General features: G+C 71.7%; 13 protein-coding genes. 9 read left to right on the top strand and 4 right to left on the bottom strand.

Annotated features, from left to right (window positions below):
• Positions 1 to 11: 11 nt before the first annotated feature.
• Together I2W78_RS09350 and I2W78_RS09345 are read right to left on the bottom strand one after the other, a co-directional pair.
• Positions 12 to 1,232, bottom strand: a complete 1,221-nt coding sequence (locus I2W78_RS09350; protein ID WP_307783649.1) for a cation:proton antiporter — start codon at positions 1,230 to 1,232, stop codon at positions 12 to 14.
• A gap of 4 nt (positions 1,233 to 1,236) precedes the next feature.
• Entirely contained in the window at positions 1,237 to 1,722 is a 486-nt protein-coding gene (locus I2W78_RS09345) for a cation:proton antiporter regulatory subunit (RefSeq protein WP_196458625.1), read from the bottom strand.
• Positions 1,723 to 1,900: 178 nt separating this feature from the next.
• Between I2W78_RS09345 and I2W78_RS09340 the strand changes: the two genes are divergently transcribed.
• The 4 genes from I2W78_RS09340 to I2W78_RS09325 all read left to right on the top strand — a co-directional run bounded on the left by I2W78_RS09340 (position 1,901) and on the right by I2W78_RS09325 (position 5,994).
• The gene (locus I2W78_RS09340; RefSeq protein ID WP_307783950.1) at positions 1,901 to 2,848 is read left to right on the top strand and encodes a sensor histidine kinase; all 948 of its coding nucleotides are present in this window, start codon (positions 1,901 to 1,903) and stop codon (positions 2,846 to 2,848) included.
• Positions 2,848 to 3,501: a response regulator gene (locus tag I2W78_RS09335; protein WP_196458623.1), complete on the top strand. Its 654-nt coding sequence runs from the start codon at positions 2,848 to 2,850 to the stop codon at positions 3,499 to 3,501. The genes I2W78_RS09340 and I2W78_RS09335 overlap by 1 nt, the downstream gene beginning before the upstream one ends.
• A gap of 134 nt (positions 3,502 to 3,635) precedes the next feature.
• Positions 3,636 to 5,156, top strand: a complete 1,521-nt coding sequence (gene miaB / locus I2W78_RS09330; RefSeq protein WP_196458622.1) for a tRNA (N6-isopentenyl adenosine(37)-C2)-methylthiotransferase MiaB — start codon at positions 3,636 to 3,638, stop codon at positions 5,154 to 5,156.
• Between the two features lie 118 nt (positions 5,157 to 5,274).
• Positions 5,275 to 5,994 carry a hypothetical protein gene (locus I2W78_RS09325; protein ID WP_196458621.1) on the top strand — a complete coding sequence of 240 codons (720 nt, stop codon included), beginning with the start codon at positions 5,275 to 5,277 and terminating at the stop codon, positions 5,992 to 5,994.
• A gap of 177 nt (positions 5,995 to 6,171) precedes the next feature.
• Here I2W78_RS09325 and I2W78_RS09320 read toward each other — a convergent pair whose 3' ends face one another.
• Together I2W78_RS09320 and I2W78_RS09315 are read right to left on the bottom strand one after the other, a co-directional pair.
• On the bottom strand, positions 6,172 to 6,441 hold the full coding sequence (locus tag I2W78_RS09320; protein ID WP_196458619.1) for an antitoxin: 270 nt from the start codon (positions 6,439 to 6,441) through the stop codon (positions 6,172 to 6,174).
• Between the two features lie 24 nt (positions 6,442 to 6,465).
• A complete protein-coding gene (locus tag I2W78_RS09315) occupies positions 6,466 to 6,753 on the bottom strand; it encodes a hypothetical protein (RefSeq protein WP_196458617.1) in 288 nt (95 codons plus the stop codon).
• 217 nt (positions 6,754 to 6,970) lie between these two features.
• On the opposite strand from I2W78_RS09315, the gene miaA reads away from it, so the two are divergent.
• From miaA to I2W78_RS09290, 5 genes are all read left to right on the top strand, one after another.
• Positions 6,971 to 7,909: a tRNA (adenosine(37)-N6)-dimethylallyltransferase MiaA gene (gene miaA, locus I2W78_RS09310; protein ID WP_196458614.1), complete on the top strand. Its 939-nt coding sequence runs from the start codon at positions 6,971 to 6,973 to the stop codon at positions 7,907 to 7,909.
• 339 nt (positions 7,910 to 8,248) lie between these two features.
• Entirely contained in the window at positions 8,249 to 8,716 is a 468-nt protein-coding gene (locus I2W78_RS09305) for a hypothetical protein (RefSeq protein WP_230886021.1), read from the top strand.
• A gap of 185 nt (positions 8,717 to 8,901) precedes the next feature.
• Positions 8,902 to 9,771 carry a diaminopimelate epimerase gene (gene dapF, locus I2W78_RS09300; RefSeq protein WP_196458612.1) on the top strand — a complete coding sequence of 290 codons (870 nt, stop codon included), beginning with the start codon at positions 8,902 to 8,904 and terminating at the stop codon, positions 9,769 to 9,771.
• Between the two features lie 344 nt (positions 9,772 to 10,115).
• Positions 10,116 to 12,338 carry a RelA/SpoT family protein gene (locus tag I2W78_RS09295; protein ID WP_196458610.1) on the top strand — a complete coding sequence of 741 codons (2,223 nt, stop codon included), beginning with the start codon at positions 10,116 to 10,118 and terminating at the stop codon, positions 12,336 to 12,338.
• Positions 12,339 to 12,629: 291 nt separating this feature from the next.
• A complete protein-coding gene (locus tag I2W78_RS09290) occupies positions 12,630 to 14,201 on the top strand; it encodes a M1 family metallopeptidase (protein ID WP_196458608.1) in 1,572 nt (523 codons plus the stop codon).
• The last annotated feature ends 75 nt before the right edge of the window (positions 14,202 to 14,276 follow it).

The raw sequence follows: 14,276 nt of genomic DNA, 5'->3' as shown, positions 1-14,276 counted from the left end.
GCGCCCGGACCTCAGTCCCCCACCGGCGCCTCCGCCCTGGCGTCCTCCTCCCGCCGTACCGGCTCGGGCGTCCCCTTGGAGCGGCGCGTCCAGCGCATCGCGAGGGGCTCGGTGTAGCGGGCGGTGACGGGGCCGAGGATGACCAGGATCAGGACGTACGCGGTGGCCAGGGGGCCCAGGGACGGTTCGATGCCGGCCGTCACCGCCAGGCCCGCGATCACGATCGAGAACTCGCCGCGCGCCACCAGCGCGCCGCCCGTGCGCCAGCGGCCCTTGACGGAGATGCCGGCGCGCCGGGCCGCCCAGTAGCCGGTGGCGATCTTGGTGACGGCGGTGACGACGGCCAGGGCGAGGGCGGGCAGCAGGACCGGCGGGATGCTCGCCGGGTCGGTGTGCAGGCCGAAGAAGACGAAGAAGACCGCGGCGAACAGGTCGCGCAACGGGCTCAGCAGCGTGTGCGCTCCCTCCGCGACCTCCCCGGACAGCGCGATGCCGACCAGGAACGCGCCCACCGCCGCCGACACCTGGAGCTGCTGGGCGATGCCCGCGACCAGGATCGTCAGGCCGAGCACGACCAGCAGCAGCTTCTCCGGGTCGTCGCTGGAGACGAACCGCGAGATGACGCGGCCGTAGCGCACCGCCGCGAAGAGCACCAGCCCTGCCGCGCCCAGCGCGATCGCCAGCGTCACGCTGCCCGCCGCCAGACTTACCCCGGCGACCAGCGCGGTGACGATGGGCAGGTACACGGCCATCGCCAGGTCCTCCAGGACCAGCACGCTGAGGATCACCGGCGTCTCGCGGTTGCCGATCCGGCCGAGTTCGCCGAGCACCTTGGCGATGACACCGGAGGACGAGATCCAGGTGACGCCCGCCAGGACCACGGCGGCCACCGGGCCCCAGCCGAGGAGCAGCGCGGCGGCCGCGCCCGGCAGGGCGTTGAGCGCGAAGTCGACCAGGCCCGCCGGATAGTGCGCCTTGAGGTTGGTGACGAGGTCGCTCGCCGTGTACTCCAGGCCGAGCATCAACAGCAGCAGGATGACGCCGATCTCGGCGCCGATGGCCACGAACTCCTCGCTCGCGCCGAGCGGCAGCAGACCGCCCTCGCCGAAGGCCAGCCCGGCGAGCAGATACAGCGGGATGGGGGAGAAGCCCAGCCGGCCGGCCACCCGGCCGAGCAGGCCGAGGCCGAGCAGAATCGAACCGAACTCGATCAACAGGACCGCGGAGTGCACCGGTTCACTCCCGCCCGAGTATCGCCGCGGCGGCGTCGACGCCCTCGCGGGTCCCGATGACGATCAGCGTGTCACCGCCCGCGAGCCGGAAGTCCGGCGCCGGGGACGGGATCGCGCCCGCCCGCCGCAGCACCGCCACCACGGAAGCGCCGGTCTCGGTGCGCATCCGGGTGTCGCCGAGGACGCGGCCGTTCCAGCGCGAGGTGGCGCCGACCTCGATCCGCTCGGCCACCAGACCGAGGTCCGTGGTGGACAGCAGGCTGTTGCTGTGGTGCGACGGCTGCAGCGCGTCGATCAGCGCACCCGCCTCCGGCGCGGTCAGGTGCAGGGAGTGGGCGCAGGAGTCCGGGTCGTCGGCCCGGTAGACGTTGACCGTCCGAGTTCCGTCGCGGTGGGCCACCACGGACAGATGGCGGTGTTCCCGGGTGACCAGGTCGTACTGGACCCCGATGCCCGGTAGCGGCGTCGCCCTCAGGCGTGGAGCAGACACGTTTCTTCCCCTTGCTGGTCGTCGTGATCGTCTTGCTGATCGTCCTGCCGATTGCCGTCATGCTGTCATCCGCTCTTACGGTGGCGATATGGGTGTCATCACGGATGGACGGGTGGAGGAGCGGCCGGAGAGGCTGGTCAGGGCAGTGCTGTCGGACGGGAGAGGGGCCGGTGGAGGGGTGTCGTTGTTCTGGCGGATCTTCTCCCTGAACGCCCTCGGCCTCGTCGTGGCCGCCGCCCTGCTGCTCGGCCCGGTCACCGTGTCGACCCCGGTGCTGCCGGGCGAGGCGCTGGTCGTCGTCGGCGGCCTCGCGGCGCTGCTCGCGGTCAACGCGGCCGTCCTGCGGGTCGGTCTGGCCCCGCTGGGCCGTCTGGGCCGGGCCATGGCCACCGCCGATCTGCTGCGGCCGGGCGCCCGCGCCGAGGTCGCCGGGCCCGTGGAGACGGCGGCGCTCATCACGACGTACAACACGATGCTGGACCGGCTGGAGACCGAGCGCGCCACCAGTGCGGCCCGTGCGCTGTCCGCGCAGGAGCGAGAACGTCACCGCGTCGCGCGCGAACTCCACGACGAGGTCGGGCAGACCCTCACCGCCGTCCTGCTCCAGCTCAAGCGGGTCGCCGACCGGGCGCCCGAGGAACTGCGCGACGAGGTCGGGCAGGCGCAGGACGCGACCCGTGCCGGTCTCGACGAGATCCGGCGTATCGCGCGCCGGTTGCGGCCGGGGGTGCTGGAAGAGCTGGGGCCGGCCAGTGCGCTGCGGGCGCTGGCCGCAGAGTTCACCGCGCACGGGCTGACGGTGCGGCATGACGTGCACGGTGAGCTGCCTCCGCTCGACGAGGAGACCGAACTGGTGGTGTACCGGGTGGCCCAGGAGGCGCTCACCAATACCGCGCGGCACTCCGGTGCCGACCGTGTCGAACTCCGGTTCGGGCCGGTCGCGGAGGGCGTCGAGCTGCTCGTCCGCGACAACGGCAAGGGACTCGGTACGGCGCCGGAAGGGGCCGGGATCGGCGGGATGCGCGAACGGGCGCTGCTGGTCGGGGCGGTGCTCACGCTGGGGCCGGCGCCGGAGCAGGGCACGGATGTACGGCTGCACATACCCCTTACCGGCGGGGGCCGTTGATGCCGGCCCCGATACGCGTGCTGCTTGCGGACGACCACACGCTCGTACGCCGGGGAGTGCGGCTCATCCTGGACGGTGAGCCCGATCTGACGGTCGTCGCCGAGGCGGGGGACGGCGCGGAGGCGGTCGAGCTCGCCCGGGCGGGCGGGGTGGATCTGGCCGTACTGGATGTGGCGATGCCCCGGACGACCGGGCTGCAGGCGGCTCGCGAGCTGTCCCGGCGGCTGCCGGAGCTGCGGATCCTGATCCTGACGATGTACGACAACGAGCAGTACTTCTTCGAGGCGCTCAGGGCCGGGGCCTGCGGTTACGTGCTGAAGTCCGTCGCCGACCGCGATCTGGTCGAGGCGTGCCGGGCGGCGGTGCGGGACGAGCCGTTCATCTATCCGGGGGCCGAGCGGGCCCTCGTACGGTCCTACCTGGACCGGCTCCACCGGGGGGACGGGCTGCCCGAGCGGGCCATCACCGAGCGTGAGGAGGAGATCCTCAAACTGGTGGCCGAGGGCCACACCTCCAAGGAGATCGGGGAGCTCCTCTTCATCAGTGCGAAGACTGTCGAACGGCATCGCGCGAACCTGCTCCACAAGCTCGGGATGCGGGACCGGTTGGAGCTCACGCGGTACGCGATCAGGGCGGGGCTGATCGAGCCGTGAGTGCCGGCGACAGCGCCTGTGCGTCGCCCGCGCGATCTCGAACACGGCCCCACGCAGGCCCTGGACGCAGCTTGGCGACAGCCGCCGGGCAGACGCCGGAAAGGCGCACTCCCGGGACCGCCTACCCTTATGGCATGAGCAGCATCGACCGGAGCCAGACAGTGGGCGTCACTCGCAGCTATGAGATCCGCACCTACGGGTGCCAGATGAACGTCCACGACTCCGAGCGATTGGCCGGGCTGCTGGAGGACGCCGGGTACGTACGCGCCCCGGAGGGCTCCGACGGCGAGGCCGACGTCGTCGTCTTCAACACCTGCGCGGTCCGGGAGAACGCCGACAACCGGCTGTACGGCAACCTCGGCCACCTCGCGCCGAAGAAGGCCCAGCGGCCCGGCATGCAGATCGCGGTCGGCGGCTGCCTCGCGCAGAAGGACCGCGACACCATCGTCAAGAAGGCGCCCTGGGTGGACGTCGTCTTCGGCACGCACAACATCGGCAAGCTGCCCATCCTGCTGGAACGCGCGCGCGTGCAGGAGGAGGCGCAGGTCGAGATCGCCGAGTCGCTGGAGGCGTTCCCGTCGACGCTGCCGACGCGCCGCGAGAGCGCGTACGCGGCGTGGGTGTCGATCTCCGTCGGCTGCAACAACACCTGCACCTTCTGCATCGTCCCGGCACTGCGCGGCAAGGAGAAGGACCGCCGCCCCGGCGACATCCTCGCCGAGGTCGAGGCCCTGGTCGCCGAGGGCGTCTCCGAGATCACGCTGCTCGGCCAGAACGTCAACGCCTACGGCAGCGACATCGGCGACCGCGAGGCCTTCAGCAAGCTGCTGCGGGCCTGCGGCAGGATCGACGGCCTGGAGCGCGTCCGCTTCACCTCGCCGCACCCGCGCGACTTCACCGACGACGTCATCGCCGCCATGGCCGAGACGCCGAACGTGATGCCGCAGCTGCACATGCCGCTCCAGTCCGGCTCGGACACCGTCCTGAAGGCGATGCGCCGCTCGTACCGCCAGGAGCGCTACCTGGGGATCATCGAGAAGGTCCGCGCCGCCATCCCGCACGCGGCGATCACCACCGACATCATCGTGGGCTTCCCCGGCGAGACCGAGGAGGACTTCGAACAGACGCTGCATGTGGTCCGCGAGGCCCGCTTCGCCCAGGCCTTCACCTTCCAGTACTCCAAGCGGCCCGGCACCCCGGCCGCCGAGATGGACAACCAGATCCCCAAGGAAGTCGTCCAGGCCCGCTACGAGCGTCTCGTCGCCCTCCAGGAGGAGATCTCCTGGGACGAGAACAAGAAGCAGGTCGGCCGCACCCTTGAGCTGATGGTCGCCGAGGGCGAGGGCCGCAAGGACGGCGCCACCCACCGCCTCTCCGGCCGCGCCCCCGACAACCGCCTGGTCCACTTCACCAAGCCGGAGCAGGAGGTCCGCCCCGGCGACGTGGTCACGGTCGAGGCGACGTACGCCGCCCCGCACCACCTCCTCGCCGAGGGCCCCGTCCTCGACGTGCGCCGCACGCGCGCGGGCGACGCCTGGGAGAAGCGCAACGCCGCCGAGGCGGCCAAGCCGGCCGGCGTACTGCTCGGCCTGCCGAAGGTGGGCGTCCCGGAGCCGCTGCCGGTGGCTTCGGGCAGCGGATGCGGCTGCGACTGAGGTCGGGTCGACTTGGGTCGGGCTGATTGAGGTCGGCTGACAGGCGTCGGCTGACCGGGGTCCGGCCGACTGAGGTCGGGTCGCTGACCGATGGGGCTGCGGGGTTACGCTGCCGATCATGCTTGTCGCCGCCGCAGTCTGCCCCTGCCCGCCGCTTCTCGTGCCCGCGGTCGCCGCGGGCGCCGCACCCGAGCTGGACGTTGCCCGTGCCGCGTGCACGGACGCGCTGGGAGTGCTCGCCGCAGCCCGGCCCGACCGGCTGATCGTCGTCGGGCCCACACGGCAGGGCGAGGTCGAGACGTACCCGGAGGGCACGCACGGCTCGTTCCGCGGCTTCGGCGTCGATGTCGACGTACGACTGGGCCGGGACAGGCCTGCCGACGCGGACGCGCGGCGGGCGCTGCCGCCGTCGCTGGCGGTCGCCGCGTGGCTGCTGGACCGCACTGGATGGTCGGATGCCCCGATCGAGGGACTCACCGTGGCGGAACCTCTCCCGCCTGAGCGGTGTATCCAAATCGGTAGGGACATCGCCGCCGGGTCCGAGCGGGTGGCGCTGCTGGTGATGGGCGACGCCAGCGCGTGCCGCACGCTGAAGGCGCCGGGCTATCTCGACGAGCGGGCGGAGCCGTTCGACGCGGCGGTCGGGCGTGCGCTGGGTGCGGCGGACCTCGCGGCCCTGGAGGCGCTGGACGTGGAGCTGGCACGCCTGCTGATGGTGTCGGGACGGGCGCCGTGGCAGGTGCTCGCAGGGGCGGCCGCGGGCGCCGGGCTCGGCGGTGCGCTGCTGTACGAGGACGCGCCGTACGGGGTGGGGTACGTGGTGGCGGCCTGGTCGTAAGGCGGGGCGAGGCGGGGGAGGGGTGGGCAGGGGGGGGAGGGGGAGGGGCCTCGGAACCGGAACCCCAACCGGAAACGGCGGACGGCCGGGAGCCCTGTGCTCCGCGGCCGCCCGTCGTGCCGTATGCCCTGGTCTGTGCTTGCCCTCGGCCCCGCTGTCAGCTCTGCTGTCGGCTGTTCACGAGGTCGGCGGCGGGCCGCTCGGCGGCGTGGTCGCGCCGCCTCCCGTGTCCCGCTCGTCCTTGTGCGCGAGCCGGTCCATGGCGCCCTTGGCCTTGTCGGTGCCCGTGTGGATCTTGTCGCTGTACTTGCCCTTGGTCCGCTCGTCGACCACCTTCGCGGCCCTGTCGATGCCGTGCTGGATCTTGTCCCCGTGCTGCTGCGCGAGGTCGGAGACCTTGCCCTTGGCCGGGGTGAGCTTGGCCTTCAGATTGTTGAAAAGACCCATGGTTCACCTTCCCTCGCGGGGCCTCTACGTCCGGGCGTTCTCGTCGGCCTCACTGTCGGCGGCCTTGCCGGGGGACTGCTGCTGGGGGATGTCGACGGCCTCCGGGGCGTCGCCCTTGTCGCCCTCCTTCGCCGCGGCCGGCTCCGTCCCGGCCCCGGCGTCGGTCTCGCCGGATCCCTTCTCTTCGGAGGCTTTCGCCTCCGCAGCCCCATCCGCCTCGGACACGGCCGACGGCTGGTCGGCCTGAGCCTCGGCGGTCGACGTCTCCTCCTTGGTCTTCGACCTGCGGAAAAGTCGCGCAAAAACGCCCATATCAACTCCATACGTTACTCGTGCGGGCGAAATCCCGCGTCGCCATGGGGGTCCCTTCCCGGGCGAAGCCGAGGAGCTCGGGGAGCGTCCGCTGCGTCACCTGAGTCGCCGCTTCTGAGAACCGGCGGCGTGAACCACGCAACGGGCAACGACTCCGGATCGCCGCCGTCACGTAACTCGTTCGAGAGCCGGGTAGGAGGTTTGCGAGACTGGTGCGGTGAGCAGCGCACTTCCCGCCCCCCGAGTCATCGCCGTCGTCGGACCGACCGCGGCCGGAAAGTCCGATCTGGGTGTTTACCTGGCCCAGCAACTCGGCGGGGAGGTCGTCAACGCCGACTCGATGCAGCTCTACCGGGGGATGGACATCGGCACCGCCAAGCTGACGCCTCAGGAGCGCAGCGGCATCCCGCACCACCTGCTCGACATCTGGGACGTGACGGTCACGGCCTCCGTCGCCGAGTACCAGCGGCTCGCCCGGAAGCGGATCGACGCCCTGCTCGCCGAGGGCCGCTGGCCGATCCTGGTCGGCGGCTCCGGCTTGTACGTCCGTGGGGCCGTCGACAACCTGGAGTTCCCCGGCACCGATCCCGAGGTCAGGGCGCGGCTGGAGGAAGAGCTCACGCTGCGCGGCTCCGGCGCGCTGCACGCCCGCCTCGCCGCCGCCGATCCGGAGGCCGCGCGGGCGATCCTGCCCAGCAACGGCCGCCGTATCGTCCGGGCGCTGGAGGTGATCGAGATCACCGGCATGCCCTTCACCGCCAACCTCCCGGGCCACGACTCGGTCTACGACACCGTGCAGATCGGCGTCGACGTGGCGCGTCCCGAGCTCGACGAGCGCATCGCGCGCCGGGTCGACCGGATGTGGGAGGCCGGGCTCATCGAGGAAGTGCGCGCACTGGAGGCGCAGGGGTTGCGCGAGGGGCGTACGGCGTCGCGCGCGCTCGGCTACCAGCAGGTGCTCGCGGCGCTTGCCGGGAACTGCACCATGGAGGAGGCCCGGGCCGAGACCGTCCGGGCCACCAAACGCTTCGCGCGCCGCCAGGATTCATGGTTCAGGCGCGATCCCCGGGTGCATTGGCTCAGTGGGGCCGCAGCGGACCTCACGGAACTTCCGCGGCATGCCCTGGCGTTGCTCGAACGACCGGTTACAGCCTGATCACGTCATGGCATCGGGACGCTCCGGCCGTCATCCGGGCATCCGACGCCGTGCCATCATCGAGCTTCGATCGACCAAGTGGAGTCCTAGTTGGGAGGGCGCGTGGCGATGGAGGCCGGCCCTCGCGACACTGCACAAGGCGCCGAGCACGCCACCACCGGGGGTGGCGAACCGGAGCGGGACGACGAGGGTCGTCCGGTCACCGGCGGGGATGGTCGTCTGAGTCCCGACGGTGACGTCCGTCTGAGCCGCGACGGTGATGTCCGTCTGAGCCACGACGGTGACGTCCGTCTGAGCCGCGACGGTGAGGTTCGTCTGAGTCCCGACGGTGATGTCCGTCTGAGCCGCGACGGTGATGTCCGTCTGAGTCCCGACGGTGATGTCCGTCTGAGCCCCGACGGGCCCGACGAGGCGCCGGACGGTGTGACCGACGACGGTCCCGAGCCGGACGAGATGTTCGTGAGTGGCCCCGAGGTCGAGGTCGAGCTGCGTCCGCAGCGGCGGCTGCGGCTGTGGCAGCTCGCGCCGATCGTGGGCCTCGCCGCGGTGGGCTCCTTGATGTTCGCGTTCCCGTTGGCCTTCGACTTCGGCGACAGCGGCGCCGTGATCGCCATGCTGGGGCTGCTGATCTGCTCCTGCGCGGCGGGCTGGGGCATGATGGCCGCCCGCAAGGTGGGCTACACCTGGCCCGGGCTGCCGCAGCGGGGGTCCGGGCGGCGCCCGGACTGGCGCGTGGTGCTCGCGTACATGATCGTGGTCGCCGCGGTGGTGGTCCTGGCGGTGTGGCGGGTGGCTCGGCTGCGCTGATGCACGGGGTGGCCGTGGGCAGCCATCTGTTTGACGCCCCGGGTCGGCCGTGGCCAGGTGTCCGTCGGTCGAGGTACGCGGCCGTTTCCGCCGGTGCCCCGGCCCCCGGTGGAGCAAACGCCCGCTGATGCCCGGGCGCGACGATGCGTCGACAAAGTGTCGTAGCCACCCCGTACGATCGAGGAATGAGCATGCGGATCGCCTTCCTCAAGGGTCACGGCACCGAGAACGACTTCGTGATCGTCCCGGACCCCGAGAACGCCATCGACCTGCCCCCGGCCGCCGTCGCCGCCCTGTGCGACCGCCGCGCGGGGATCGGCGGTGACGGCGTGCTGCACGTCGTGCGGTCCGCCGCGCACCCCGAGGCCAAGGAGATGGCGGCCGAGGCGGAGTGGTTCATGGACTACCGCAACGGCGACGGCTCGATCGCGGAGATGTGCGGCAACGGCGTGCGGGTGTTCGCGCGCTACCTCCAGCGCGCCGGTCATGTGGCCGACGGTGACATCGCCGTCGCCACGCGCGGGGGCGTGAAGACCGTGCACCTCGCCAAGAACGGTGACGTCACCGTCGGCATGGGCAGGGCGCGGCTCCCCGAGGGGGACGTCACGGTGAGCGTCGGCGAGCGCAGCTGGCCCGCGCGGAACGTGAACATGGGCAACCCGCACGCCGTGGCTTTCGTGGACGACCTCGCGGACGCCGGCGCCCTGCTCTCCCCGCCGCCGTTCAGCCCGGCCGCGGCCTACCCGGACGGCGTGAACGTGGAGTTCGTCGTCGACCGCGGCCCCCGGCACGTGGCGATGCGTGTGCACGAGCGCGGCTCCGGCGAGACCCGCTCCTGCGGCACGGGCGCGTGCGCCGTCGCCGTGGCCGCGGCCCGCCGCGACGGCGCCGACCCGGCCGTCACCGGGACTCCGGCGACGTACACCGTGGACGTCCCCGGCGGACGTCTGGTGATCACCGAGCGCCTCGACGGCGAGATCGAGATGACGGGTCCGGCGGTGATCGTCGCCGAGGGCGAGATCGACGCGGAGTGGCTTGCAGGTGTGGTCGGCTGACGGGGGATCGGCTTCCTTGGTGTGGTCGCATGACACAACGTAAGGCGGCGGACGTCCACGGCTGACAGTGGCGAGAACCACCGGTCGGGTAGTGCACCAGTCCGGTGGATCACCAACTGGAAATCCGACGCCCTGCCGCTCCAGTTGATGCCCTGTCCGGCCATAAACCTCCAAATCATCGCTCGAATGGGTGATCCGTTTCACGCTGGGCGAGAGGCGGTCAGGAGCGCGCGGTCGGCTCGATAGCATCAAGCACCGGCCCGGACGGGGGAGAAGTCGCCAACCCCTGAGCCGTGTCCGCCATGGGGCACCCCGTTCGCCGGTCCACGCAGCCGGAGGTGCCCATGAGTGCGGAGGCCACGAACCCTGCGACCCCAGGCGCTGTATCGGGCCCGATGACAGGCCCCGCGCCCGCGACGGCGCCGCGCAGAAGGTCGCTCCCGCGGCTCGACCTGCGTCGCCTGGGCCGCGCCGCGCTGCTCGGCTCCGCCACCCGGGACCGGCTGCCGGACGCCATCGGCCACGTCGTCGAGGCGCATCGCGCCCACCACCCCGACGCCGACCTCGAACCCCTGCGCCGCGCCTACGTCCTGGCCGAGTCCTCACACCGCGGTCAGATGCGCAAGAGCGGCGAGCCGTACATCACGCACCCGCTCGCCGTCACCCTGATTCTCGCCGAACTCGGCGCGGAGACCACCACCTTGACGGCCTCTCTGCTCCACGACACCGTCGAGGACACCGACGTGACCCTCGATCAGGTGCGCGAGCAGTTCGGCGAGGAGGTCCGCTACCTCGTCGACGGCGTCACCAAACTGGAGAAGGTCGACTACGGCGCCGCCGCCGAGCCCGAGACCTTCCGCAAGATGCTCGTCGCCACCGGCAACGACGTCCGGGTGATGTCGATCAAACTCGCCGACCGGCTGCACAACATGCGCACCCTCAGCGTGATGCGCCCCGAGAAACAGGCCCGCATCGCCAAGGTCACCCGGGACGTCCTCATCCCGCTCGCCGAACGGCTCGGCGTCCAGGCCCTCAAGACCGAACTGGAGGACCTGGTCTTCGCGATCCTCCACCCCGCGGAGTACGAGCACACCCGGGCGTTGATCGTCGAGAACGCGGCCCGCCCCGACGACCCGCTCGCCGAGATCGCCGACGAGATGCGCGCCGTACTGAACGAGGCCGACATCCCCTCCGAAGTCCTCATCCGCCCCCGGCACTTCGTCTCCCTGCACCGCGTCTCCCGCAAGCGCGGCAGGCTGCGCGGCTGCGACTTCGGCCGACTGCTGGTGCTGGTGAACGAGGACGCGGACTGTTACGGCGTCCTGGGCGAACTGCACACCTGTATGACGCCCGTCGTCTCCGAGTTCAAGGACTTCATCGCCGTACCGAAGTTCAACCTGTACCAGTCGCTGCACACCGCCCTCGCCCGAGCGGACGGTCAGGTCGCCGAGGTCCTCATCCGCACCCACCAGATGCACAAGGCGGCGGAGGCCGGCGTCATCGCGCTCGGCAACCCCTACGCGCCGCCCGCCTCCGACGATCCGGCCGACGGCGAGCGCGCCGACCCCACCCGTCCCGGCTGGCTGTCCCGCCTCCTCGACTGGCAGCAGGCCGCGCCCGATCCCGACACCTTCTGGTCCACCCTGCGGCAGGACCTCGCCCAGGACCGCGAGATCGCCGTCTTCCGCCCCGACGGCGGCACCCTCGGCCTGCCCGAGGGCGCGACCTGCGTGGACGCCGCGTACGCGCAGTACGGCGAGGACGCGCACGCGTGCATCGGCGCCCGCGTCAACGGCCGCCTCGCGACGCTGAGCACGGTCCTGAAGGACGGCGACACCGTCCAGCTCCTCATGGGCCAGGACCCGGCCTCCGAGCCGTCCAGGGAGTGGCTGGAGCACGCCCACACACCGGCCGCCCGGATCGCCATCCAGAGATGGCTGGCGGCGCATCCGACGCCTTCGGGGACCGGTGGGCCGGGGGTGGCGGAGACGAGCCTGACGGGTGTGGGGGAGACGAGCTCCGGAAGTGTCGGTGGTCCCGTCACACGACCCACATCGGCCGCATCGGCCACTTCAACCACTTCAGCCACTCCAACATCCGAAGCCTCCACACCCGCCGATGCCGTGGTGGTCGACCGCCCCGGCACGAGCGTGCGGCTCGCCCGCTGCTGTACACCCGTACCGCCCGACGAGGTCACCGGCTTCGCCGTACGCGGGGGAGTGGTGACCGTCCACCGCGTCGAGTGCGCGGCGGTGGCGCGGATGAAGGGCGCGGGGCGCGCGGAGGTGGGCGTGCGCTGGGGGGAGACCACGGGGTGCCGGGTCACGCTGGTCGCTGAATCGTTCGGTCGCCCCCACCTCCTCGCCGACCTGACCGAGGCCATCGCCCTGGAGGGCGCCGAGATCGTCTCGGCCACCGTCGAACCACCGACCCAGCAGCGTGTACGCCACACCTACACCCTCCAACTGGCGGACGCCGCGCACCTGCCCGCCCTCATGCGTGCCATGCGGAACGTGGCGGGGGTGTACGACGTGAGCCGGGCGCAGCATCACGCGTCGGCCTGGTGAGGGCGGCGTGGCCTGACGTGCGGTCGTCGCGAGAGGCATCCACGCGCGCGTGCGGCGCCCAGGTAGGGCGACTCGAACCGAAGGGACCTGGCCCGCGTCCCCGCTGCGCGTGCGGCGCCGGGTAGGGCGCCCCGAACCGAAGGGACCCGGCCCGCGTCCCCGCGCGCGTGCGGCGCCCCGGGCCAGGCCCTCCCTTTGGCGCCCGCCCCTTGGCCCCTGTCAGCACCCCGTTCGGGTGCGCCCGACGCGCGTCGTCGCTGTCTGGTTCGCGCGCGCTGGTAGCCGTAATCCATGCTGCTCACCTCCCCCCACAAGGCTGCACGGCCCGCCACCACAGCCCCCGGAACCCGCACGATCGCATCGAGGACCACCCGTCGGCTGAAGGCGGTCCTGGTCGCCTCCGCCGCGTCCGTCTGTCTCGTCGCCGCCAGTGTCCCGCCCGCCCCGCTGGGTGTCGGCGACCGCCTCTTCCCGTATCTCGGCAACCCGGGCTACGACGTCGCGGCGTACGACCTCTCCTTCACGTACTCCGGCACCAACAGCAAGCCGCTCCAGGCCGTCACGACGATCGACGCCCTGACGACCGCCCCCCTGTCGCGCGTGAACCTCGACTTCGCCCGCGGCAAGGTTTCCTCGGTCGAGATCGACGGCGAGCCGGCGTCGTTCGCCGCGGCCGATGAGGACCTGGTGGTCACGCCGGACGAACAGCTGCCCCAAGGGAAGCGGGTGCGCATCACCGTGCGGCACACCAGCGACCCGCTGACCGGCGGCGGACGGGAGGGAGGCTGGATCCGCACCGCCGACGGCCTCGCCATGGCCAACCAGGCCGACGCGGCCCACCTGGTCTTTCCGTCCAACGACCATCCCTCCGACAAGGCCCACTTCACCATCCGGATCACCGCTCCCGACGGCTACACGGCCGTCGCCAACGGCCTGCCGGCCGGCGTGCAACGCGTCGGCGCCGCGACCAGATGGACGTACCGCACCCAGCACCCCATGGCCACGGAACTCACCCAGGTCTCCATCGGCCGCTCCACAGTGGTACGCCGCACCGGCCCGCACGCGCTCCCCCTGAGGGACGTCGTCCCGACCCGGCACAGGGCGGCGCTCGAACCGTGGCTCGCCAAGACCCCCGACCAGATCTCCTGGATGGAGGGCAAGGTCGGGCCGTACCCCTTCGAGACGTACGGGATGCTCGTCGCGGACGCCTCCACGGGCTTCGAGCTGGAGACGCAGACGCTCTCTCTCTTTGAGAGAGAGCTCTTCAACGACCCGTCCTTCCCCGAGTGGTACGTCGACTCGATCATGGTCCACGAGCTGGCCCACCAGTGGTTCGGCAACAGCGTCAGCCCCCGCACCTGGTCCGACCTGTGGCTCAACGAGGGACACGCCACCTGGTACGAGGCGCTGTACGCGGAGGAGAAGTCGAACCGGTCCCTTCAGGCGCGGATGCGTGCGGCCTACGGCGCCTCCGACCACTGGCGCGCCGCCGGCGGCCCGCCCGCCGCACCGAAGGTGCCCGAGTCCGGCAGCCGCCTGGGGATCTTCCGGCCGAACGTCTACGACGGAGCGGCCCTGGTCCTCTACGCCCTCCGCCAGGAGATCGGCCGCACGGCCTTCGAGGGCCTGGAGCGGGCCTGGGTGAGCCGCCACAGGGACGGCACGGCGACCACCGCCGACTTCGTGTCCCTGGCCTCCCAGACGGCCGGACGCGATCTGAGCGGCTTCCTGCATGGGTGGCTGTACGGAGAGAAGACCCCGCCGATGCCGGGCCACCCGGACTGGAAGCCGACGGTCCGGCAGTCGGCCCAGGAGGGGGCCTCGCCCAAGGTCATGGAGCCCCGGAAAACGGCGGCGGAATAACACGGTGACGAGACGGGGCGTACCGTGCGACCATCTTCAGGTCGGCGGCGCACGTGACGGGAATCTCCCGGGCCA

The sequence above is a fragment of the Streptomyces spinoverrucosus genome (assembly GCF_015712165.1).
Classification (GTDB): Bacteria; Actinomycetota; Actinomycetes; order Streptomycetales; family Streptomycetaceae; genus Streptomyces; species Streptomyces spinoverrucosus_A.
This window is presented reverse-complemented; position numbering and strand designations above follow the sequence as displayed.